This window comes from Streptomyces sp. NPDC046308 (assembly GCF_055588065.1).
Map to the genome: position 1 here is coordinate 1,640,945 of NZ_JBVJFB010000001.1, position 23,280 is coordinate 1,664,224.

General features: G+C 70.9%; 14 protein-coding genes and 1 riboswitch. Of the genes, 4 read left to right on the plus strand and 10 right to left on the minus strand.

The features are described from left to right. Nucleotides 1-22 precede the first annotated feature (22 nt). From cbiE to ACZ6JT_RS07160, 3 genes are read left to right on the plus strand one after another with little or no spacing between them, the layout of a single operon-like run. Nucleotides 23-1,297, plus strand: a complete 1,275-nt coding sequence (cbiE, locus tag ACZ6JT_RS07150) for a precorrin-6y C5,15-methyltransferase (decarboxylating) subunit CbiE (protein ID WP_469208008.1) — start codon at nt 23-25, stop codon at nt 1,295-1,297. Beyond that, nucleotides 1,294-2,043, plus strand: coding sequence for a precorrin-4 C(11)-methyltransferase (gene cobM, locus ACZ6JT_RS07155; RefSeq protein WP_469208010.1), 750 nt, complete (start codon nt 1,294-1,296; stop codon nt 2,041-2,043). The genes cbiE and cobM overlap by 4 nt, the downstream gene beginning before the upstream one ends. Further along, a complete protein-coding gene (locus tag ACZ6JT_RS07160) occupies nt 2,033-2,803 on the plus strand; it encodes a cobalt-precorrin-6A reductase (protein ID WP_469208012.1) in 771 nt (256 codons plus the stop codon). Before cobM ends, ACZ6JT_RS07160 begins: the two co-directional genes overlap by 11 nt. A 153-nt stretch (nt 2,804-2,956) precedes the next feature. Here ACZ6JT_RS07160 and ACZ6JT_RS07165 read toward each other — a convergent pair whose 3' ends face one another. Genes ACZ6JT_RS07165 through cobG form a run of 3 tightly spaced genes read right to left on the minus strand, consistent with a single transcriptional unit; the run spans nt 2,957 to nt 6,431 of the window. After that, complete coding sequence (locus ACZ6JT_RS07165) at nt 2,957-4,459, minus strand: precorrin-2 C(20)-methyltransferase (RefSeq protein WP_469208014.1); 1,503 nt, start codon at nt 4,457-4,459, stop codon at nt 2,957-2,959. Then, nucleotides 4,456-5,103 carry a precorrin-8X methylmutase gene (locus ACZ6JT_RS07170; protein ID WP_362807581.1) on the minus strand — a complete coding sequence of 216 codons (648 nt, stop codon included), beginning with the start codon at nt 5,101-5,103 and terminating at the stop codon, nt 4,456-4,458. Before ACZ6JT_RS07170 ends, ACZ6JT_RS07165 begins: the two co-directional genes overlap by 4 nt. Beyond that, entirely contained in the window at nt 5,100-6,431 is a 1,332-nt protein-coding gene (gene cobG, locus ACZ6JT_RS07175; protein ID WP_469208017.1) for a precorrin-3B synthase, read from the minus strand. Before cobG ends, ACZ6JT_RS07170 begins: the two co-directional genes overlap by 4 nt. 459 nt (nt 6,432-6,890) lie before the next feature. Continuing rightward, a riboswitch (cobalamin riboswitch) is annotated at nt 6,891-6,991 on the plus strand. A 53-nt stretch (nt 6,992-7,044) separates the two neighbouring features. On the opposite strand from cobG, the gene cobN reads away from it, so the two are divergent. Then, a complete protein-coding gene (gene cobN, locus ACZ6JT_RS07180; RefSeq protein WP_469208019.1) occupies nt 7,045-10,692 on the plus strand; it encodes a cobaltochelatase subunit CobN in 3,648 nt (1,215 codons plus the stop codon). Nucleotides 10,693-10,749: 57 nt separating this feature from the next. On the opposite strand, the gene ACZ6JT_RS07185 is transcribed toward cobN, so the two are convergent. The 7 genes from ACZ6JT_RS07185 to ACZ6JT_RS07215 form a co-directional block, all read right to left on the minus strand. Next, nucleotides 10,750-11,031: a hypothetical protein gene (locus tag ACZ6JT_RS07185; protein WP_469208021.1), complete on the minus strand. Its 282-nt coding sequence runs from the start codon at nt 11,029-11,031 to the stop codon at nt 10,750-10,752. Between the two features lie 600 nt (nt 11,032-11,631). Next, nucleotides 11,632-12,078 (minus strand): hypothetical protein, encoded by a 447-nt coding sequence (locus tag ACZ6JT_RS07190; protein WP_469208246.1) that lies wholly within the window; start codon nt 12,076-12,078, stop codon nt 11,632-11,634. 587 nt (nt 12,079-12,665) lie between these two features. Next, nucleotides 12,666-13,031: a hypothetical protein gene (locus tag ACZ6JT_RS07195; RefSeq protein ID WP_469208023.1), complete on the minus strand. Its 366-nt coding sequence runs from the start codon at nt 13,029-13,031 to the stop codon at nt 12,666-12,668. A gap of 126 nt (nt 13,032-13,157) precedes the next feature. Beyond that, complete coding sequence (locus tag ACZ6JT_RS07200) at nt 13,158-14,273, minus strand: transcriptional regulator (protein WP_469208025.1); 1,116 nt, start codon at nt 14,271-14,273, stop codon at nt 13,158-13,160. Next, nucleotides 14,234-14,404 carry a helix-turn-helix transcriptional regulator gene (locus tag ACZ6JT_RS07205; RefSeq protein ID WP_469208027.1) on the minus strand — a complete coding sequence of 57 codons (171 nt, stop codon included), beginning with the start codon at nt 14,402-14,404 and terminating at the stop codon, nt 14,234-14,236. Before ACZ6JT_RS07205 ends, ACZ6JT_RS07200 begins: the two co-directional genes overlap by 40 nt. Nucleotides 14,405-15,471: 1,067 nt before the next feature. Then, nucleotides 15,472-15,843, minus strand: coding sequence for a hypothetical protein (locus ACZ6JT_RS07210; RefSeq protein ID WP_469208029.1), 372 nt, complete (start codon nt 15,841-15,843; stop codon nt 15,472-15,474). A 10-nt stretch (nt 15,844-15,853) separates the two neighbouring features. Beyond that, nucleotides 15,854-22,762, minus strand: a complete 6,909-nt coding sequence (locus tag ACZ6JT_RS07215) for a polymorphic toxin-type HINT domain-containing protein (RefSeq protein WP_469208031.1) — start codon at nt 22,760-22,762, stop codon at nt 15,854-15,856. Nucleotides 22,763-23,280 lie beyond the last annotated feature (518 nt).

The window sequence follows — 23,280 nt, forward strand, 5'->3', positions numbered from 1 at the left end:
CCCGTCCCCGAGGTACCGCGCAGTGAGCTCCGCACCGCCCCCCAGAACCGTGACGGTCGTCGGCCTCGGCGCCGACGGCTGGGCCGGGCTCACCACCGCCGCGCGCTCCGCGCTGTCCGCGGCCCAGGTCCTGATCGGCGGGCCGCGCCAGCTGGACCTGCTGCCGGCCGGGGAGTGCGCCGGTGAGCGGGTGGCCTGGCCGAGCCCGCTGCGGCCGGCCGTCCCGCAGCTGATGGCCGAGCACGCCGGCCGCCGCATCGCGGTGCTGGCGAGCGGCGATCCGATGTTCTACGGGATCGGCCGGGCCCTCGCCGAGGAGCTCGGGCCGCTGTCGCTGCGGGTCCACCCGCACCCGTCGTCCGTGTCGTACGCCTGCGCCCGCCTGGGCTGGCCGGTGGAGGACACCGAGGTGATCACGGTGGTCGGCCGCCCGGTGGCCCGCGTCGCGGCGGCGCTGCACGACGGCCGCCGGGTGCTGGTGCTCAGCGCCGGAGCGGCGACCCCGAACGAGATCGCTGCTCTGCTTCGAGAGCGGGGCTTCGGTCCGAGCCGGATGCGGGTGCTGGAGCAGCTCGGGTCCGAGCGCGAGGACGCGTACGAGGGCCGCGCCGACAGCTGGGACCACGCACCCGGCGACCCCCTGAACGTCGTGGCCCTCGACTGCCGGCGCGACCCGGCCCACGCCGCACCGCGCCTCGGCGCGACCCCCGGCCTGCCGGACGCCGCGTACGAACACGACGGGCAGCTCACCAAGCGCCACGTCCGCGCCGCGACCCTGTGCGCGCTGGCGCCGGCCCCGGGCGAGCTGCTGTGGGACATCGGCGGCGGCTCCGGCTCCATCGGCATCGAGTGGATGCGCACGCACCCCTCGTGCCGGGCGGTGGCGGTGGAGCGCGTACCGGAGCGGGCCGCACGCATCAGCCGTAACGCGGCGGCGCTCGGCGTACCGGGCCTGCGCGTGGTCGTCGGCGCCGCGCCGCAGGCCCTCGACGGACTCCCGGCCCCCGACGCGGTGTTCATCGGCGGCGGGCTCACCGCGCCGGGCCTGCTGGACGCGGCCTGGGCGGCGCTGGCCCCCGGCGGCCGCCTCGTCGTCAACACCGTCACCCTCGAATCGGAGGCGGTCCTCACCGACCGCTACCGCCGCCACGGCGGCGAACTGGTGAAGCTCGCGGTCGCGCACGCCGTGCCCGTCGGCGGATTCACGGGCTGGCGGCAGGCGATGCCGGTCACCCAGTGGTCGGTCACGAAGCCTGCCGAGCCGGCCACCGCATCCAAGGAGAAGGATCGAACATGACCGTGTACTTCATCGGTGCGGGCCCCGGCGCCGCCGACCTGATCACGGTGCGCGGTGCCCGGACCCTGGCCGCCGCCCCGGTCTGCCTCTACGCGGGCAGCCTCGTACCGCGCGAGCTGCTCGCCGAGTGCCCGGCGGACGCCCGCCTCGTCGACACCTCGCGGCTGAACCTCGACGAGATCATCGCCGAGTGCGTACGGGCCCACGCCGGGGGCCAGGACGTGGCGCGGCTGCACTCCGGCGACCCGTCCATCTTCAGCGCCGTCGCGGAGCAGATGCGCCGGCTCGACGCGGCCGGCATCCCCTACGAGGTCGTCCCCGGCGTACCCGCCTTCGCGGCGGCGGCCGCCGCCCTCAAGCGGGAGCTGACGGTGCCCACCGTCGGCCAGACGGTGATCCTGACCCGCATCGCCCAGCAGGCCACCCCGATGCCGCCCGGCGAGGACCTGGCCACCCTGGGCCGCAGCGGTGCGCTCCTGGTCCTGCACCTGGCCACCCGCTACGTGGACCGGGTCGTCGACGAACTGCTGCCGCACTACGGGGCCGAGTGCCCGGTGGCGGTCGTGGCGATGGCCAGCCGCCCCGACGAGCTGATCCTGCGCGGCACCCTGGCCGACATCGCCGCCCAGGTGAAGGAGGCGGGCCTGGTGCGCACCGCCGTCATCGTGGTCGGCCGCACCCTGGGGGCGGAGCAGTTCCGGGACAGCCACCTGTACTCCCCGGAGCGCGACCGCCATGTCTGCTGAACCCGGCCGCGAGCCGGACCGGCACGTCCTGATCCTCGGCGGCACCACGGAGGCCCGCCGCCTCGCGGAGGCACTGGAGCACCACGGCTCGTACCGGGTGACGACCTCGCTCGCGGGCCGGGTCGCCGCGCCCGTCCTCCCGCCGGGCGACACCCGCGTCGGCGGCTTCGGCGGCATCGCGGGACTCGCGGGCTGGATCATCGGCTTCGGGGTCACGCACGTGGTCGACGCCACCCACCCGTTCGCGGAGCGGATCAGCTTCAACGCCGCCGAGGCGCAGGCGCTCACGGGCGTCCCGACGCTGGCGCTGCGCCGGCCCGGCTGGACCCCGGGTCCCGGCGACGACTGGCGGTTCGCCGACTCCCTGGAAGAGGCGGCCGCCGCACTGCCCCCACTGGGCGGCCGGGCCTTCCTGACCACCGGGCGGATGGGCCTGCACACCTTCGCGCACCTCACCGACACCTGGTTCCTGGTGCGCTCGGTGGATCCGCCGGACGGTCCCGTGCCGCCGCGCCTGGAAGTGCTGCTGGACCGGGGCCCGTTCACCCTGGCCGACGAGCGGGAACTGCTCGCCCGCCACCGGATCGACGTACTCGTCACCAAGGACAGCGGAGGCTCGGCCACCGCCCCCAAACTCACGGCCGCCCGCGAGGCCGGCATCCCGGTCCTGGTCGTCCGCCGCCCCGCGGTGCCGCAGGGCCAACCGCAGGCGACCTCGGTCCTCGAGGCACTGCGCTGGCTCGACTCCGATCCCGCGTAGGGCGCGGACGCCCGCAGACGCGGACGGCGCGGGCCGAGGCGGGACCCCGGGCCGCGGTCCGGCTCCGGCCGCCGTCCGGCCCCGGGCCGCGAACAGCCCGGGGCCCGGAGACGGTTCGCCGCTCCGGGCCCGGCCAGACCTACGTGGCCGCCCTCACGGGTAGCGGCGCGGGGTCCACGTGATCCGCGACCCGTCGGGCCGCTCGGTGACCTGCGTCTGCGAGGAACCGATCAGCAGGATCGTGCGCATGTCGACCTCGGACGGCTCCAGTTCGCCGAGCGTGACGGTCCGCACCGACTGCTCCGGCCCGCCCACGTCGCGGGCGACGACCACCGGGGTCTCGGGAGCGCGCAGTTCCAGCAGCAGCTCGCGCGCCTGCGCCACCTGCCACGTGCGGCTGCGGGAGCCGGGGTTGTAGAGGGCGAGCACCAGGTCGGCCGAGGCGGCCGCGCGCAGCCGCTCCGCGATGACCTCCCACGGCTTGAGCCGGTCCGAGAGGGAGACGGTGGCGTAGTCGTGGCCGAGCGGGGCGCCGGCCGCGGCGGCCGCCGCGTTGGCCGCGGTCACGCCCGGCAGCACCCGTACGGGCACGTTCTCGTACTCCGCCTGCCCGGCCACCTCCAGGACGGCCGTGGCCATGGCGAAGACACCGGGGTCGCCGCCGGAGACCACGGCCACCCGCTGCCCGCGCCGGGCCAGGTCGAGGGCGAACTCGGCGCGCTCCGACTCCACTTTGTTGTCGGAGCCGTGCCGGATCTGGCCCGGCTTCACGGGAACGCGGTCCAGGTACGTCGTGTAGCCGACCAGCACCTCGGCGTCGGCCAGCGCGCGCCGGGTCTGCGGGGTGAGCCACAGCGGGCCCGCCGGGCCGGTGCCGACGACCACGACCTCGCCGGGGCCGGACGGCACGCTGCCCGGGTTGCCGATCCGGCTGGGCACGACGGCGACGGCGAAGTACGGCACGCTCGCCGGGTCGGTGTCGGCGAGCCGGCCGGTCCGCTCCCCCTCCATGGTGGCGCGTTCGACGTAGCGGGCCTCGGCGAGCCGGCCGCTGTTCTCCATCGCGCCCCGCACGGCCGGGAAGGTGCGGCCGAGCTTCATCACGACCGCCGAGTCGGTGGCGGCGAGACGGGCGGTGAGCTCCTCCTCGGGCAGGGTGCCGGGGAGGATGGTCAGGACCTCCTCGCCCTCCACCAGCGGGGTGCCGAGCCGGGCGGCGGCGGCGCTCACCGAGGTGACCCCGGGGATGACCTCGGTCTCGTACCGGTCCGCGAGCCGCTTGTGCATGTGCATGTACGAGCTGTAGAAGAGCGGGTCGCCCTCCGCGAGCACGGCGACGGTCCGGCCGGCGTCCAGGTGCGCGGCCAGCCGGGCGGCGGCGGCCTCGTAGAACTCCTCCATCGCGCCCTGGTAGCCGCCGGGGTGGTCGGTGGTCTCGGTGGTGACCGGGTAGACCAGCGGCTCCTCGATGTGCGTCTCGCGCAGGTGCGCCGCCGCGATCGAGCGGGCGATGGAGCGCCCGTGCCGGGCGCTGTGATAGGCGACGACATCGGCCTCGCCGATCACCTGCACGGCCCGCAGCGTCATCAGGTTCGGGTCGCCGGGCCCGAGCCCGACCCCGTAGAGGCGCCCCCGCAGGGCCTGGTCGGCGCTCATTCGGCCACGCTCGCGATGGCGTTGACGGCGGCCGCGGCGATGGCGCTGCCGCCCCGCCGGCCCCGCACGATCAGGTGGTCGAGCCCCGAGGGGTGGGCGGCGAGGGCGTCCTTGGACTCGGCGGCGCCGATGAAGCCGACGGGGACGCCGATGACGGCGGCCGGGCGCGGAGCGCCCTCCTCGATCATCTCCAGCAGCCGGAACAGCGCGGTCGGGGCGTTGCCGACGGCGATCACCGAGCCCTCCAACAGGCCGCGGTCCCGCCAGACTTCGAGGGCGGCGGCGCTGCGCGTGGTGCCCATCTTCGCGGCGAGGTCCGGCACCGCCGGGTCGGAGAGGGTGCAGATCACGTCGTTGTCGGCGGGCAGCCGCTTGCGGGTGACCCCGCTGGCGACCATCTGCACGTCGCACAGGATCGGCGCGCCGGCCTCCAGTGCGGCGCGGGCGCGGAGCACCACCTCGGGGGTGTAGCCGAGGTCCTGCGGGAGGTCGGTCATTCCGCAGGCGTGGATCATGCGCACCGCGACCTGGGCGACCGAGGCGGGCAGGCCGGAGAGGTCCGCCTCGGCGCGGATCGTGGCAAAGGACTGGCGGTAGATCGCGGCGCCGTCCTTCTCGTACTCGAACACGGTGTACTCGCTCATTTCTGCACTGAGTCGGGGAGGTTGTCACGTACGTGATCTGCGTGGCGGGCGTCCGCGAGGGCGGGGGCGAGCTCGCCCTCCGGTACGCCGCGTCGCGGGGCGCGGCCTTCGAGGTGGAGGTCGTATCCGCCGGGGGTGGCGACCAGGTCCACCCAGGCGGAGCCGCGCGGGTGCCCGCACCGGCGCTCGCAGCCGGACCAGTGCACGGGCAGCGGCCCGCGGGCGCGTTCCATGACGGCCCGCGCGTCGGCGCGTACGTCGGCCAGGGACTTCGTACAACCGGGCTTGCCGGTACAGGCGGTGACGGACCGCCAGGGGCTGTCGGTCGCCGTGACGAGACCCGCGTCGGCGAGGCCGGCGAGCGCGGCGGAGGCCGCGCGGCCGGGCAGTCCGGGGGTCACGATCCCCCGCCAGGGAGTCAGCCGGACCCGGCCCGTGAGCCCGGCGAGCCGACGCCACTGCGCGGTGGTGAGGCGCCCGAGCGGCGCGAGCAGGGAGAGCGAGGCGGTGCCGTCGGGCCCGGGCACGACACCCGGCTCGGGCGGCGGGGCGGACGGTACGGTCGGCGCGGACGGGTCCGGTGTCGCCAGGACGGCGTGGACACCGGCATCGGCCAGCCGCTCCGCCAACCGGGCACCGGACAGAGCGTGTTCGGGAGCCAGCTCGGCCACCCGCCAGACCCGGGTACCGGCTTCGCGGACGGCGTCGAGGAAGTACTCGGCGGCCACCAGCGCGGCCTGCGGCGCGTCGTCCGAAGAGACGCGCACGGCCGCGTCACCCCTGGCCCCCACCCACAGCAGGGCGCTCCCTCCCGCCCGCGGGACGAGGTTCACGTCCGCGTCGAGCGAGGTCACGTCACCCCGGCCGTCGTCGAGGGCGAAGAGGAACCGCCCGGACAGCCCGGCCGCCGCCCCGCTCGCGCACAGCAGCGCGTCCAGCTCCGCGACCCAGGGGGACACATCGGGCAGGCCCAGCAGGTCGAGGCCGGTGAGCGGCGAGCAGACGATGTTGCGTACCCGCTCGTGCGTGGGTGCGGGCAGCAGCCCGGCGGCTGCCAACAGCCCGGCCAGTTCCCCGCCGCAGCTCTCCCCGAGGCCGCGCAGCTGTACGTTGCCGCGCGAGGTCAGGTCGAGGTGCCCGTCGCCGAGCCGGTCGGCGGCATCGGCCAACAGCAGCGCCGCGGCGCCGTCGAGCATGCCGCCGGGAATCCGCACCCGCGCCAGGAACCCGTCGTCCGCCGCGTGCAGCCGCAGCGCACCCGGGCAGGCGTCACCACGGTCCCGTATGACGGGTTCGTCCCGCGATGCGGCGGAAGGTGGCTGGGGCATGGCGGCGAGCATACCCACGATTCCCCTCCCCCGACCTGTGTCCGTCACCACCCCCACCAGCCCGGACACCATTCCAGCCAGACCCGGACCATCCAGCCCCGACAAGGGCGCCGCACCCACCTGGCCACCCAAGGCCCCGCCAATCCAGCCCCGCCGGCGTTTGAGGCGCGGGGCCCGGGGCAGAGCCCCGGCAACGGCGCCGCACCCACCCGGCCACCCAAAGCCCCGCCAATCCAGCCCCGCCGGCGTTTGAGGCGCGGGGGCCCGGGGGCAGAGCCCCCGCAACGGCGCCGCACCCACCCGGCCGGCCAGCCAGGCCACATCCCGCCCCAGCCCAGCGCAGCGACCGGCAGAGCGCCCGCAACCACGCCGCACCCAACCCGACCACCCCAGCCCGGCGGCGCACCCCGTCCCACCCCACCCCTAAGATGACCTTCCGGCGGACCACACGGCCCGCCGTCGCCGAGGACGGCGACATGGGAGGAAGCCCGGTGCGATTCCGGCGCGGTCCCGCCACTGTGAACCCGGCAGCGCCACACCGCCGGGCAAGTCAGGAACTCCCGCTGTCCTCACTGCCCGGGGCGCGGAAACCCCGAGGAAGGCCTGCCGCCGCATGATCCTGCTGCTGTCGACGTCCGACACCGATCTGCTCAGCGCCCGCGCGGCGAACACGGCGGACGGCCCCGTCCCGTACCGGTTCGCGAACCCCTCCCGCCTTCCCCTCGACGACCTCCCCGGCCTCCTCGACGGGGTCGACCTGGTCGTCGTACGCCTCCTCGGCGGCCTCCGCGCCTGGCAGGACGGCCTCGACCTGCTCCTCGCCCCCGGCCAGACCCGCCCTGTCGTGGTCCTGACCGGCGAACAGGCGCCGGACGCCCAGCTGATGGAGGCCTCCACGGTCCCGATCGGCATCGCGGCCGAGGCCCACGGCTATCTCGCGCACGGCGGTCCCGCCAACCTCGACCAGCTGGCCCGGTTCCTCTCCGACACGGTCCTGCTGACCGGCCACGGCTTCGAACCGCCCGCCGCCGCCCCCACCTGGGGCCCCCTGGAGCGCGACGCCCAGCGGACCCCCGGCACCACCACCGGCACCGCCACCGGCACCGCCCCCAAGGTCGCCGTGCTCTACTACCGCGCCCACCAGATGAGCGGCAACACCGCCTTCGTCCACACCCTCTGCGAGGCCATCGAGGCGAAGGGCGCCCAGCCCCTCCCCCTCTACGTCTCCTCCCTGCGCACCCCCGAGCCGGAGCTCCTCCAGGCCCTGGAATCCGTGGACGCGATCATCACCACCGTCCTCGCGGCCGGCGGCACCCGTCCCGCGACCGCCTCCGCCGGCGGTGACGACGAGTCCTGGGACGCCGGCGCACTCGCCGCGCTCGGCGTGCCGATCCTCCAGGCCCTGTGTCTGACCGGTTCGCGCAGCGCCTGGGAGGAGAACGACGAGGGTCTGTCCCCCCTCGACGCCGCCACCCAGGTCGCCGTGCCGGAGTTCGACGGCCGCCTGATCACCGTCCCGTTCTCCTTCAAGGAGCTCGACGAGGACGGCCTGCCCGCCTACGTGGCCGACCCCGAGCGGGCCGCCCGGGTCGCGGGGATCGCCGTACGCCACGCCCGTCTGCGCCACATCGACCGCCGCGACAAGAAGGTCGCGCTGGTCCTGTCCGCGTACCCCACCAAGCACTCCCGCATCGGCAACGCCGTCGGCCTCGACACCCCGGCCAGCGCCGTCGAGCTGCTGCGCACGCTGATCGCCGGCGGCTACGACTTCGGCCCCGCCCAGGACGTCCCCGGTCTGGTGTCCGGCGACGGCGACGAGCTGATCCGCGCCCTGATCGAGGCCGGCGGCCACGACCAGGACTGGCTGACCGAGGAGCAGTTGGCCCGCAACCCGGTCCGCATCCCGGCCGCCGACTACAAGCGCTGGTTCGCCGAGCTGCCGGCCGAGCTCCGCGAGAGCGTCGAGCAGCACTGGGGCGAGGCCCCGGGCAACATGTTCGTGGACCGCTCGGCGAACCCGGAGGGCGACATCGTCCTGGCGGCCCTGCGCCGCGGGAACCTGCTCGTCCTCATCCAGCCGCCGCGCGGCTTCGGCGAGAACCCGATCGCGATCTACCACGACCCGGACCTGCCGCCCTCGCACCACTACCTGGCCGCGTACCGCTGGATCCAGGCGCGCGCGGAGGACGGCGGCTTCGGCGCCGACGCGATGATCCACCTGGGCAAGCACGGCAACCTGGAGTGGCTGCCCGGCAAGAACGCCGGTCTGTCCGCGGCCTGCGCGCCGGACGCCGCGCTCGGTGACCTCCCCCTCATCTACCCCTTCCTGGTCAACGACCCGGGCGAGGGCACCCAGGCCAAGCGCCGCGTGCACGCGACCCTGGTCGACCACCTCGTCCCGCCGATGGCCCGGGCCGAGTCCTACGGCGACATCGCCCGCCTCGAACAGCACCTCGACGAGTACGCCCAGATCTCCGCGATGGACCCGGCGAAGCTGCCGGCCATCCGCGCCCAGATCTGGACCCTGATCCAGGCGGCGAAGCTCCACCACGACCTGGGCCTCGAAGAGCGCCCGGACGACGACGGCTTCGACGACTTCCTGCTGCACGTCGACGGCTGGCTGTGCGAGGTCAAGGACGCCCAGATCCGCGACGGCCTGCACGTGCTCGGCGGCGCCCCGACCGGTGAGGCCCGGGTCAACCTGGTCCTCGCCATCCTGCGCGCCCGGCAGATCTGGGGCGGTACGACGGCCCTCCCGGGCCTGCGCGAGGCGCTCGGCCTCGACGAGTCCAAGGCCACCCGTACCTCGGCGGACGCCGTCGAGGCGCAGGCCCGCGCCCTGGTGCAGGCGATGGAGGACGCGGACTGGTCCCTCGACGCCGTGTCCTCGGTCGCCGCGGACCAGTCGCCGGAGGTCGCGGCGGTCCTGTCCTTCGCGGCCCGCGAGGTGGTCCCCCGGCTGGCGGGCACGACGGACGAGATCGCGCACGTCGTCGCCGCCCTCGACGGCCGGTTCATCCCGGCGGGCCCCTCGGGCTCCCCGCTCCGCGGCCTGGTCAACGTCCTGCCCACGGGCCGCAACTTCTACTCGGTCGACCCGAAGGCCGTCCCCTCCCGCCTCGCGTGGGAGACGGGCCAGGCGCTGGCCGAGTCCCTCCTGACCCGCTACCGCACGGACAACGGCGAGTGGCCCGCCTCCGTCGGCCTGTCCCTGTGGGGCACGAGCGCGATGCGCACGTCGGGCGACGACGTGGCGGAGGCCCTGTCCCTCCTCGGCGTCCGCCCGGTCTGGGACGAGGCCTCGCGCCGCGTCACGGGCCTGGAACCGATCCCGCTCGACGAGCTCGGCCGCCCCCGCATCGACGTGACCCTGCGCATCTCGGGCTTCTTCCGCGACGCGTTCCCGCACGTCATCGGCCTGCTGGACGACGCGGTCCGGCTCGCGGCCTCGCTGGAGGAGCCGGCGGAGTCGAACTTCATCCGCGCCCACGCCCAGGCGGACCTCGCCGTCCACGGCGACGAGCGCAAGGCCACCACTCGTATCTTCGGCTCGCGCCCGGGTACGTACGGAGCCGGCATCCTCCAGCTGATCGACTCCCGCGACTGGCGTACGGACGCCGATCTCGCGGAGGTTTACACGGTGTGGGGCGGCTACGCCTACGGCCGCGGCCTGGAGGGCCGTCCGGCGCGCGACGAGATGGAGACGGCTTACAAGCGCATCACGGTCGCCGCCAAGAACACGGACACGCGCGAGCACGACATCGCGGACTCGGACGACTACTTCCAGTACCACGGCGGCATGGTGGCCACCGTCCGCGCCCTGCGCGGCACGGCCCCGGAGGCGTACATCGGCGACTCCACCCGTCCCGAGACCGTGAAGACCCGCACGCTGGTGGAGGAGACCAGCCGGGTCTTCCGCGCCCGCGTCGTCAACCCCAAGTGGATCGAGGCGATGCGCCGCCACGGCTACAAGGGCGCCTTCGAGCTCGCCGCGACGGTCGACTACCTGTTCGGCTACGACGCCACGACGGGCGTGGTCGCGGACTGGATGTACGACAAGCTCACCGAGACGTACGTCCTCGACCCGACCAACCGCGCCTTCCTGGAGGAGGCCAACCCCTGGGCCCTGCACGGCATCGCGGAGCGCCTCCTCGAAGCCGAGTCCCGCGGCATGTGGGAGAAGCCGGACGCCCGGATCCTCGAAGCCCTCCGCCAGGTCTACCTGGACACCGAGGGCAACCTCGAGGGCGAAGGCGAGTAGGACACGAAAGAGGCCGTCCTCCCCACCCCTCCCGGGGCCGGGGAGGACGGCCTCCCGCTAGGCCTTGACGGTCTGGTTCAGCGCGACGAGCGCCTGCGCCCACCGCACGTACTTCAGCTGCCCGAAGTCGGCGACGGTCCTGACCCCGAACGCCTCGTGCAGCAGCTCGCCGTCCTTGTCGCTGACGCCCTTGAGCGCGGCCACGGGAGCCGCGAGCACCTCGGCGAGCGGCTTGTCGGCCCACGCCTTGTCGAGCACCTTGTCCAGATCAATAGCCACGAGTGTCCCTCCCGGAACGCCGAAACCAACTACCGTGGCAAATCTACCCGAACTGGACATTTCCCCAAGCTCCGACACCCCCACCACCCCTGTTCGACCCCGCACACCCAGGACTTCGCAGCCCAACCACCCGCCCCGCCCGGGCCGACCCCACGCGCCTGCGCGGCTCACCGCACCACTCCCGAACCAGGACCCGCCGACGCCGGCGCACATCCACTCCATGTCCAAGTCCAAGTCCACCCTGGAGCGTGCCATCCGCGAGGGAGGAGATCGCGCACAGCGCCGCAACGCCCCGACCGCGCCGACGCAGCCCGCCAGTCCTTCACCACCGCCCGAAGCGACCACCTGCGCGCTGCACGAACTCACCCTCCGCACCGAACTCCGCAAGCGGCCAACTACTCCCGTCAGACACCCCCGGCGGGCCGCCGGAAACAGATCCTTGAAGGAAACTCCACAGCTGCGGCATGCGAGGTGAACTTCGGCAGTGACGCCTTCCATATAGCGCGGTCAACCCTGCGATCCGGCACCCAGCCGGCGCGCCGAAGGGCACCCTCTACTTCTCGGGAGAACCGCGGCCTCACGGCGCCTCGGGCGCAGCCCCATCAGCACCAAGTCGCGCCGCTGCCCCTCGGGAAGGGGACGCTCCAGAGCTGAATCTCGTCAGCTCGACAGAAGCGAAAGAAGCCGACTGGCGGCAGCTGCCACTCCGCGGTCCGTGTCCCGCGCAAGAAGCTCGACGACTTGCTTGTGCGCTAGCACCGCATCCTTCGCCGCCAGCTCCCAGGCGACCTTTGCTTCGAACGCTGAACGATATCTCGGATCTGCCGCAGCCGAGGCGTCTGCCCACTGCGTTGTCTTGTGAATCGAGGTGATCAAGTCAATCACCTCCACCCGGCACTGCGCCTCGGGGTGACCTGCCAGTTCCACAAGGAATGGAACCGTGACCGGCGTGACCTCAGACACCACGAAACCGAGCGCACAGACCCTGTCCGACAATTCATCTACAGCCGCACACGCAGCTGGCCCATCCGCCCACGCCGCCCGTGAAAGCAAAGCGGGAATGCCGTCTGCCGAGCCAGTTGCGTCCGACAGGTCGGCCCAGCGCACTGCAGCCAACCGCTTGAGAACTCTACCCACTACGGCGCCCCATTTCCTGGGTACAGGTCAGCGATTCGGAGCCTGGCCATGACGAGTTGACACGACTCACAAGCCGGAAGGAGATCCCTGTATCGCGGGTGGTCGAATGGCTTACGGAGGACCGCCAAGCTACTGCCACCTCGCACCACATCCCCGGCTTCCATCGCCTGCGCGATACATCCGATCTCAGCACAACCACCGTGATGTCCTGTCTGATCAAGAACCCTACGAAGGGGAAGGGGGAGGCTCCGCCTTGCCTCTCCAACCCTGCGCGTACTTACGTCGGAAATACGCACCTCCCGAAGGAGTTAGCAGAGCACTTGCCGCGCCCTCGTTCTTTCCAGGGCCCAGACGGTTGAGATCCGCGAATGCGCGAAGACCACGTTCGGCATTCCCGCAGTTGTGGACTAGGACGGGGGTGGCGCCTGCGAGCACATAGTACGTGTGCTGGCATCCCCTCCTCTAGCCGCCTTTATGCAGGTGGGGAGGGATTTGGCGGTCCGCCGGAGTCCGTGGTTGTGCGCCTGAATCTGTGGTTGTTGCCGTCGCTACTGCCGTCAGGAGCCGGGGCTCTCGGGCGGGGCGGGGATGCGGTCACCGCGCGACTCTGCGACCCGGAGTGCGTCGGTCAGGGCTTCAGTCAGCCGGCAGGCGAGCCACCGGTATTCGGCGGCCGAGAGCATCTTGTCCCCAGGAGCCACGACTCCGCGGGCGTACCCCAGGAGTTCTTCGCCCATGTCGAGTTGCACCTCTTCGATGCTGTCGGCGAGGGAGGAGAGGTAGCCCCTGCCGTCGGTGCTGAGGTAGCAGGGGTTCCCGTCCTGGGTGATCCAGGGCAGCAGGCGCGGTCCTGTCACCCCGGCTGCGGCGTCGTAGAGGTCCCTGCGACGCAGGCGGTCTGCGTCGCTCCTGGATGTGCTCACTGTGCACCCCCGCCTGGGTCGCCGATTGGGAACACGGCGACCGTAGGGGCCGGCGGTCTGTCACTCCATCCATGGAACATGCCAGTTGGCGACTGAGGGTGCGCGAAGTATCGCGCTGCGTGGCACCTATCCGACGACGGTCAGGTAGGCGGCCATGTCGCGCATCTCGGCCGTGAGGGTGCGCTTGCGCTTCTTCAGGATCTCCTGCATGGTCTCGGCCGCCATCCGCTGATGCCTCAGCCACTCCGGGGACGCGCGGCGGATGCCTGTCAGCTCGTCCATCGCCGCGGAGAGGTCGTTGGTCCGGGCGTGGGCGCGTGCCACGTCCAGCCGGTGGCGGTTCCAGTTCTCGTCACTCGGCCGCCCGGCGCTCTTCCACGCCTTCGGTGACATGGCGTCCTCGCCGGCCCTACGGACGACGGCGCGCGCGTCCCCGACGACCATGGCGTCTTCCACGCCCTTCATGCCGACCGTCAGGGGCCCGAAGGTGGTCCAGTGCCGGAAGAACGATCCGGTGTGTTCCCGGCCCACGGCGGACGCCGCGGTGCTCGCGACGCAGTGGTAGTGCCGTGCCTCGTCGGGGCGGTTGTTGCGGCCCGCAGCAGCCGCTGCCCGAAGTGCCAGCCAGCCCCACGCCGCGCATTCGTCTGGCGTCGCCCGCGACAGACGCGGCTCGATCACGTCGGCCGTCTGGGAGGCAAGTTGTTCGGCCTCATCCAGCCGTCCCTGCCGCAGCAGCAGCCAGCACATCCCGATCACGCCCGATGCCCCGGTGAGCTTGTCGTCTGCGCGGCGTGCGTCCGTGATCGCGCCGGCCAGGGCGGTGTAGGCGAGGTCGTACTGCCGTACCTGCGTGAGGTACCGGCCGGCCAACTGCAACGCCTCGGCCCTGGCCAAGACCGCCTGGCGGTGCTCCTCGCCGCTGTCGTAGTAGGCGACCGCGCTGTTGGCGTCCCGCAAGAGATCCGGCAGTTGGGACGCAACGCTCTTGTAGCTGTCGGAGTGGTACAGCACCGCGCCGTCCTGGACCGTCCTGCGGAACCGGCGCAGGTTCGGCTCGTCCTCGGCGGCCTCGCCGTCCAGGTCGGTGAGGCCCACCGGTGGCGTGAGCGCGGCGCGAAGCTGGATCAGGTTGACGCGGTTCGGGTCCTCCCCGCGACCCACGGGTTCGGGAGCATCGGGGGCCAGTAACGTCGCCGTGGTCACGCCCAGTGCACGGGCCAGGGCGTGCAGCGTCTCCATCCGGACCGTTCCGCCCTGTCCACCTTGCGCACCGTGCCCGGCGACACGCCTGCGGCGTGGGCGAGTTCTTCTTGGCTCATCCCGGCCCGACGCCGGTACTTGCGGACGTTGTCAGCCAGTTCCGTAGTCATCCGCTCACCACCTCCAGCGCCACGGTACGCCGGTCCGGCGAGCCAACCGAGGGCTATCCGGCAGATACCCGCCCGAAGCAATGCCCGCCTCTGCGCTCGCTGCTGGTTAGGTAGCCGGCCGGTGCAGGGCCGGCCAGCGCCCTGGCAACACCGGGGCCTGAGCGGGAGGGGTCCCTCGTCGGTCGGGCAGCTTCGCCGTACCAGGGTTCTCCGGGGGCCGCCAAGGCTCACCGGGTGACGCTTGCGCTTGGCCTTGGCGGCCCCCGGGGTTCCTGGTACGCCTCCGGTGACCGGGCGACGAGGGCCCCCTCCCGCGACCCCGACCACCCATCAACACGACGGAGCCGCACCCACACTCGACCTCCTCCCCCTCGGAGAGAGGGCCGGGGCCTGGGGCAGAGCCCCAGAACAATCCACGCTGGCGACTGTTGCGCACCCGGACCGGCGGGGCCGCCGGCAAGCGGGGCGGAGACAGGAGCGGGCGGCGGCCCTGACGGGCCGGAGCGCGCGCGGGCCGCGTCAGCGGGCCGCCTTGATCAAGTAAAGAAACTCTGAACGGCTCACCCAACGTTGACGGCTGAGCCCGTAAGCATCCTGGGGTCTGTTTGCCGGGGCAGCGGCGCTTCTTCGCCTGGCAGTGCTCGGTCTTGGGCTCCTTGCGAGCGGCTGCCGGGCCTCGTGGAGGGGGGCCACGCCGGCCACGCGGACCAGTCCCCTGGTGATCTTTCGGCCCTTGCTGACTGCTTCCTGTACGCCTCGCTGGCTCGATCGAGCTCGTCGTGGTGCTCAGCTTCGGCTCCAGCGGGACACCATCAACCTCCTCGGCCGCACTCTCCACAACCCCACCGAAGCCGCTACAGGTTCATACGCCAGTGTTGGCCCACCGATTGGCGAAACGGCCGTCCGCTGACGTTGCCGTCAACTACTGCCATCAAACACCCCAGCGGCCCCACCGGGAAAAAATCCGGCGGGGCCGCTGGGGCACTGTGAGGATGCGGCGGTCGACAATGCTTCATTCCCTGCAGAGCGCAGATCCAGAGCTCACCCTCAACTTCGCCTGCCGCCTACTATTCGGGACCGGTGATGGGGTCAACTTCGGGGGGCATGTTAACTCCGAAGCACCCGATCACCTTGAGCGGGTGCGGGTCAAGGTAAACCTTGAAATAGTATCCCGATCGCTCGCGATCGTTCGCAAAGGCCACAAGAAGTCCCCGCTCGCCCATTTCTGCAAGACTTGCAAGGCATTCCGCTACCCCGACCGTTGGCCTGCCACGCCTTTGTGCGGCCTTTACCCTCCCCAAGCAGATGCCAAGAAGCCTTGCCGCCGGAATCGGTTCGAGCCCGACTTTGAAATGAGCTCCAGAGATTAGCGCATTCCTGACAAGAGCATTGACCTCGGAATCCATCTCGAGCGCAGCCAGCAGTTCACTGGCAGGCATTTCATTCACCTCATCCCCCCGAAACGCTTCTCCATGTCGCCCCGAAGTCAAAACTGATATCGTGGGCCATAATTTCCCCGACAATGAGATGCTCATCTTCAAGTTGGTCGAATTCGCCGCCGTGGATTTGAATATTCCTCGAGGGCCCCACGAGAGGATCTATGTCCGCCACTCTGATGCGCATCATGACGCCTTTCCCGGTCCATTTCCGCCCCAGATTCTGGGCGAAATAAACGGACTGTTCGGGGTCATCCGACCAGGAGGTGAAGATGGAATCCGTATTATCTCCACCCACGTGGTCTTCTATGTTTGAGTGGCCTCGACCTCCCATGAGAGTCGCGCGGCCGTTAGTGGCGGCCTCATAACTGTGGTGCCCCTCGGCGAGGCCACGATAAAGATATCCGTCACTGATATCGCAGTTGTGGACGAGGACTGGGGTGGCGCCCGCCAGCACATAGTACGTGTGGAAGTCGTCGACCGTCAGGTTGTAAGTGGTGACGGCGTAGGGGTAGTTGCGGGTGGTTTGGACGGTGAGGGTGGTGCCGTTGGGCTGGCGGAGTTGTTCGCCGGGGGTGAGGTCCCCGGCGTCGGTCCACCGGCGGCGGGTTTCGCTCCAGTAGGGGTGGTGGAACGTGGAGGTGAGGGTGGCCGGCGGGCCGCGGGGGTTGGCGTCGTCAGTGAGGGTGAGGTCGGTGAAGTCCTTGTCGTCGGGGGTGGTGATGGTTGCGGTGACCTGCTTCGGGCGGGTTTGGCCGGTCTGCGGGTCGGTTGCCATCACGGTGTCGCCGACACGGATGTCCTCGATGGCCTTGGTGGTGCCGTCGGCCATCTGAACCTTGGTGCCCGTGGGGAAGCTGTTCGTCTTGAGCTCGCAGGAGTCGGACTTCGTCCGCGCGTCGGAGCCGCTGCCCTGGGCTTCGGCGTCCGCATCGCTTCTGCCTGACTTGGACTCTGTGCCGGCGCTGTCGCTGGCTGATTCCTTCGAGGCTTTCGCGTCACCTGATTTGGCCGCCTTGGCTGCAGCCGCAGATGCTTCGTCTTCGGCCTTCTTGGCCTTGGTGAATGCTGCCATGGCCCGACTTGATCTGCGTTCGGCGGCACTGACAGCGTCGTAGGCCTTGTTGAGTTCCTTGTAGATCTTGAAGGCCTTGACGCCGATTTTGATGGCCTTGAAAAGCTTGCCCCAGGGGACGGCGTTGAGGGCGGTATTGATGCAGGCCATGACGTCGCCCTTGGTGAAGCAGTCACGGGCGTCGTTGTAGCCGATGAGGTCCATGACCAGGTCGACCACGGCGTGCTTCAACTCGTCGCGCCGCTTCTTCGCTTTGGTGAGTTCCCCGTTGGACTCGTTCAGGGCGACTCTCTCAGGGGTCGCGAGTTCCTCGCCTTCCTGGGTCGTGTTCCTCAGGTAGTGGGTAGTGTCGGCCTCGGTGTCACCGATGTAGCGGAGGCCACTGGGGTCCGTTTTGTCGATCGGGTCGTTGTTGGAGTAGGCGTACGCGTTCCACTGCTGGGGGTCGCCCGCGTCGATGATCGGGTCGGGGCTGATGAAGCGGCCGGTGGTGGGGTCGTATTCGCGGGCACCGAGGAGGGTGAAGCCGGTGGCCTTCTCCTTGGTTCCGCCGACGAATCCCTTGTCGCCGGCCCACGTACCGGCGGCGGGCTGGGTGCCGCGTTCGTTGCCGAAGGGGTCGGCGGGGCGGCGGGCCTGGGCCAGGTCGGTGGCGTTGAACTGGACACCGTTCGTGCCGTGGTGGTCCGAGGCCTGGTAGGTGAGGGCGGAGGTTCCGGAGGTGGTGGTGCGGGTGATGGACAGGCCGCCGGGCGCGCTGTAGGTGCGGACGTTGGAGACCTTGCCGGTGGCCGTATCCAGAGTGATCTGGTCGGGGCCGAGGTTGAGGGTGGTCTTGCCCGGGTCGCGGCGGATGAGCTGGTTGCCGCCGGTGTCGTAGAGGTAGCTGGTGCCGGCGCTTTCGCCGGTACCGGTGATCTTGTCGAGCTTGCCCTGGTCGTTCCAGGTCAGGGTCTTCGTGCCCGGCGTGCTGGTGATGGAGGCGGTGTTGCCGCCGGCGTCGTACGTGTACGAGGTGACCTTCGTGCTGGAGCTGCTGGACTCGGTCGATGTCATGAGGGCGTGCGGGCCGCCCGTACCGCCGCCCGTCTTCGGGTCGGAGGACGGCGCGTTCGGGCCGGCGCCGAAGGTCTGGGTGACCGTCGTGTCCTTGGCCGTGTTGCCCGTGACGTCCTTCTTGACCAGCTTGGTGCGGTTGCCGATCTTGTCGTACTCGTACTGCTGCCAGTACGGTGCCGGGCCGCCCACGCTCGGCTTGCCGGCGCCGTCGACCGCGGGCCCGGTGCTGTGGGAACAGCCGCCGATGCCGCGGACGCTGGGCTGGGGTGCCGTGGTGGTGGTGCCGGTGTCGGTCCAGGCCTGGGTGAGGCGGCCGAGGTAGTCGGTGGTGAAGCACTGAAGATCGCGGGCGGCGCCGTCCTGTGTGTTGCTGATCGAGGTCAGCCCGCCGACCCGGTTGTAGGTGTAGTCGACGACGTCGACGCTGGCCCTGGTCGCGGTCTGCTTGTCCAGGGTGGAGCGGACCGGCCGGCCGGTGGCCTGGTCGTAGTCGACGGTCGAGACCACCTGCATGCCCGTCTCGCCGACCGTGGTGCGGATGGCACGACCGTACGGATCGTGGAAGACGTCCACCACGTAGGGCGTGCGGATACCGGCGATGGTGCCGCCGAGCGACGACAGCTTGCCGACGTCGTCAATGCCGAAGGCGAGCTGCTCCGGACCCAGACCGGCAGCGGCGATGGCGGGCAGGGCGGTGGCCCGGAGCTGCCCGTGCTTGTCGTAGGTGTTCTTGGTCTCGTAGGTGCCGGCCAGCTGCTTCTCGAACTCGGGGATGGTGACCTTGGTGCCGAGGGGCCGGTAGCCGCTGTCGTAGCCGGTGATCTCCGTGATGTAGGCGCGGCCGGCGACATAGCGGGTGGTGGTGTCCGGCTTGCCCAGGGCCTTGGTGTCGTAGGTGAAGGCTCCGACCTGCTTGGCAGGGTCGACAGCCGTCCCCTCGTACGTCGCGACGGTGCGGCCGAGGAGGTCGCTGACGGTGATGGCGCTCCTGTTGCGGGCGTCGGTGACGGTGACGAGGTTCTTGCTGTCGTCGTAGACCGTGGTGGCGGTGCCCGAGTCCGGGTCGGTGGTCTTCACCGTGCGGCCGAGGAGGTCGTACGCGAAGGTCCACTCGTTGCCCGCGGCGTCCTTGCGGCGGAGCTCCTGGCCCTGGGTGTTCGTCTCGTACGTCGTTTCGTCATACGCGCCGTCGGGGGTGTTGCCCTTGTACTGGCGCAGGACGGAGGTGGTGCCGTTGGTGATGCTCGCCGTGGCGTAGCCGCCGTTCGGCGGGATGGTGCGAACTTCGTCGGCTCCCGGGTACTCGGTCTTCGAACGCCACTGCTCGATGCCGTAGGACTGGAAGACCGAGGCGGTGGTGCGGCCGAGGCCATCGAAGACGGAGACGGTCTGCGCCGGGATCTGGCTGTCGGGGTTCACCCCGCCGTTGGGCAGGAAGAGTGCACCCGACGGCTCTTTCTCGTCGTTGTAGTAGGGGGCGCTGGTCTTGACCTGCCGTCCGTGGGAGTCGAAGAGCGCGTCGGTGATCATCCGGCCCGCGGCGCCGGACGGCGTGTGCGCCTGGGTCTGCCGGATGCGGCCGAGGCCGTCGTAGATGGTGTAACTGGAGACGTACGTCTGCTTGTTGGCCATGAGCGTCTGGCTCAGCACGGTCGTCGGCGCGTTCGTGCCGTTCATGACGTAGGAGAACTTGCGGACCGGCGGGTCGTTCTTCGTCCGGTCCTGGCCGGGCTGCCAGACGGCGGTGACCCGCCCCAGGGCGTCGTAGCCCCGCTCGGCGACATGTCCGTTCTCGTCGCTGGTCTTCATCGGCAGCGCGCGCCCGGTGTCCAGCGTGGTGGTGGTCTTCCAGCCCAGCGGGTTGGTGTGGGTGACCTCGTACGGCAGGGCGTTGGGCAGGGCCTTGTACTCGGTCTTGGTGACCGCGCCGTCCGGGTGGGCTGCGTCCTTGCGCACCTTGTTGGTCGTCGTCGTGAGACGGCCGTAGTCGTCGTAGGTGGAGGTGACGTTGAGGCGGTAGACGGGCTTGCCCGCCGCGTCGTACTTCTCCAGGACCTCGGTGCCGGTCTGGTCCGCGACGGCGCCGGCTTCGCCGAGGGGCTTGCCGTCGAAGTAGGCGCGGGTGTCGCCGACGGTGTTCGCCGCGGTCGGCGTCTCGCTGCAGCCGCCGGCGCCGTTGAGGACGAGGGTGCGGGAAGCGAGCTGGGTCAGCGCGCCGCCGGGGCCGGAGGCGTACGTGAAGGTGGTGCACAGCCGCTGGTCGGGGCGGGACAGGTCGCTCTTGTCGTCCACCTGGAGGGGCCGCGTGAAGGCGGTGTCGTCGTAGGTGGAGGTGCGCTCGCTGGTGCGCCAGGTGCCGTCGGCGAGTCTGGCGCGGCTGGTCACCTTCCCGGTGTTCATCACGCGGGCCGTGATCGGCGGCATGCCGCCGGACTGGGCGCGGGTCGCCGTTGCGTTCGGCTTGATCAGGGGGGTGGTGACCTCGTCGGCGATGACGGTGCCGCCGTCACCGTCATAGGTCTCGGTCTGGCGGACGAACCCGGACAGGACTTCCTCGTCCTTGATCGTGCCGCCGTGGGCGTCGCGGACGTCGACGCTTCGCTTGCTGCCGTTGGCGAGCACGTCGCCGTCCATGCCGCGCAGGAACGTGGCGACCGACTTGGTGCGCGGGGCCTCGGCGCCGTTGCCGTTGCCGGTGCGGGTGGTGACGGTGGCGAAGCCGCGGAACTGGTCCCAGGTACGGGTCTTGGGGTCGGTGAACTCGGAGTCGTTGCGGTGCCAGGCGATGCCGCCGCCGTACTCGTAGTCGGTGACCTGACTGACCTGGCCGGCGACCTTGTCCTGCTGGGTGACGGACTGGACGACGATCTTGTGGAACCAGTCGTCGACGGGGTCGGGGAAGGACTGTCGGGGCAGGTACCACTTGACCGGCATGCAAGCCATCGTGTTCGTGTCAGCGGCCGTCGGCATCGCGCCCTTGACGCGGGAACACTCGGGGGCTTTGTAGGCGACGTTGATCTGGCCACCGGTCTCGGTGGTGATCGTCTTGACGCGCGGTCGATTGAAGGGCGAAGCGCCTGCATCGGTGCCGTTCGGACGCTTGACGACGCCGTCCACACGGTTCGGGATCTGCTCCGGTACGCCGAAGGTGACGGGCGGCACCTCCAGCTTGGCGCGGGAGTTGGTGGCGAAGCGCTGGATGGATTCGAGCCAGAGGGTCGCCGCGGTGCCGTCGCCCGGCGGTTCGAGTCGCTGCTTGAGTACGTAGGAGTCGACGTTGCGGTAGCCGCCGGTGCCCAGGACCTCGGTGTCGATGGTCGTCAGGCGCTTGGTGGAGAAGTAGGTGGGTGACAGGTTGAGGCACTGGCCGGTGGCCGCGCACTCCTGGTCGACAGGGGTGTCTTCCCACGCGGTGGGGTTGGTCTTGCGCTTAGCGGGGTCACACGCGGCTCCCGTCTGGAAGCAGCGGTCGGCCGTCCGCAGCCAGACCTGGGCCGCGGTGTTGGCCTTGCCCTTGGCTGCGATCTGGTCGGGCAGGCGCTGGCCGTAGCCGATCCAGGTCGGGTAGGAGGCGCGCTGGTAGAGGGTGGGGGTGCCGTTGCCGTTGTTCTGGCCGCCGCCGCGCCCGTAGTAGTTGTCCTCCTGGTCGTAGCGGTACGAGATCAGGTTCTGGTGTGGGTCCACGACGTAGTCGAGGTTCCACTGCCGGCCCAGCTGCTGCCAGGTTCCGTTGGCGGGGGTGTCCGCACCCAGGCACGTGTCCCGGCCGCTGTTGAAGTAGACCGGGACCGTGGAGACCGACTTGGCCTCCGGGTCCGTTCCGTCACCGCCCGGGAGGCGGTTCGAGCCGAAGTAGTACTGCGTGCCGTCGGTCGTGGTGACCTTGAACCCCTCGCCCTTCCAGGCGGAGTTTCGCTGGCCGGTGAGGCGCTCGATCTTCGTCCCGTCATCACCCTGGAGGCGGTAGACGCAGGTGGTGTCGTCGCGCACGATCTGCCCGGCGTGCCCGGCCAAGGAGAGCGAGAGGATGTCGCCGGCCCAGCACTCGTCGCCGGAGTCCTTGATGCCCGCGTCCTTGCATCCCCGGTACGAGCGCGAGATCGAGCCCGGGTGCCAGTCCCAGCCTTCACCGATCAGGCCGGCCTGCGCGTTCGTCGACGCCGTACGGCCGTCGATCGAGGAGGAGTCGTAGCCGAGCACGACGCTCGGCGCCGCGCCGGCGATCGCCGAGGGCACCTCGGCCGTGTAGCCGTAGGTGAAGTTCGCCGCGTTCGCCCCGGCCTGCCAGGAAGCCGACGGCAGCAGCGGCGTCGCGGAGTAGTCACCGAGGTCGCTCGACGGACCCGGCTCCACGCCGAGGACGACGTCCTGAGGGCTCAGTACCTGGGGCGCGGGGGCGGACTTCGCGCCGGGCTGTGGCTTCAGCACGGAAGCGTGAGCCGCTGCCGGGTTCGGTACGTCGATCTCCGCCACCAGCCGGCCGGAGGCGTCGAGGCGGGACTCCACCGGCGTACGGGTCGTGCAGTCCGCGGCGCCCGGTGTGGTCAGGGCGCAGGCGGGGAGCCGCACCAGCCTGGCGCGACTTGCCCAGTTGGCGCTCCCGAAGTTCGCCCATGCCGAAATGTCGAGACCGACTTCGACCTTGCCGGCCGCCGCGGTTCCCACGGGGTCCGTGAGGGCGATCATCGCGCCGTTCACACCCGCAGCCTTGGCCTTGGCCGGGTCCTTCACCTCGACTTTGAGGCTGTCGGTGCCCGCTTTGACGGCCGGCGAATTTGCGCCATTCACTGCTGCGATCCAGACAGGGAGCTTCCCCGCCTGAACCGGCCCCCTCGATGCAGCCGCTTGCGCAGCACCCGCACCACCCAGCTCTACGGACGCCACACCCGAAGGGATCTTCCCGTTCGATTTTTGGGTCGACTTCCGGCCAAGCGACGGCCGCTCACCCGAGGGCTTCGCATCCGAACCCTTGACCGCCTTGACACCCGGTAATGGGGTCTGCGGCGGCGCCCACACCTCGGGGGGCTTGTCAGCCGCCCCGGCCAGGGGAATCCCCAGGCCAGAAGCGAGTACGGCGAACACTGACACGAGTACGACGCGCGAGCGAGCGGCACGCGAGCGCATGAAGATTCGACCCCGATAAGACAATCGGATCCCCCCACGGGATACATGCAACGAGAACGCCGGGCCGGCCGGGCCCGGATCACAGCGCACCCTACGCAGCGCGCGTTCGATTCATCAGCGGAGTCTCACATTCCTCCGGAGTGACTCACGTCACCCACGACTCGGCTCGGGAGTTCGCAGTA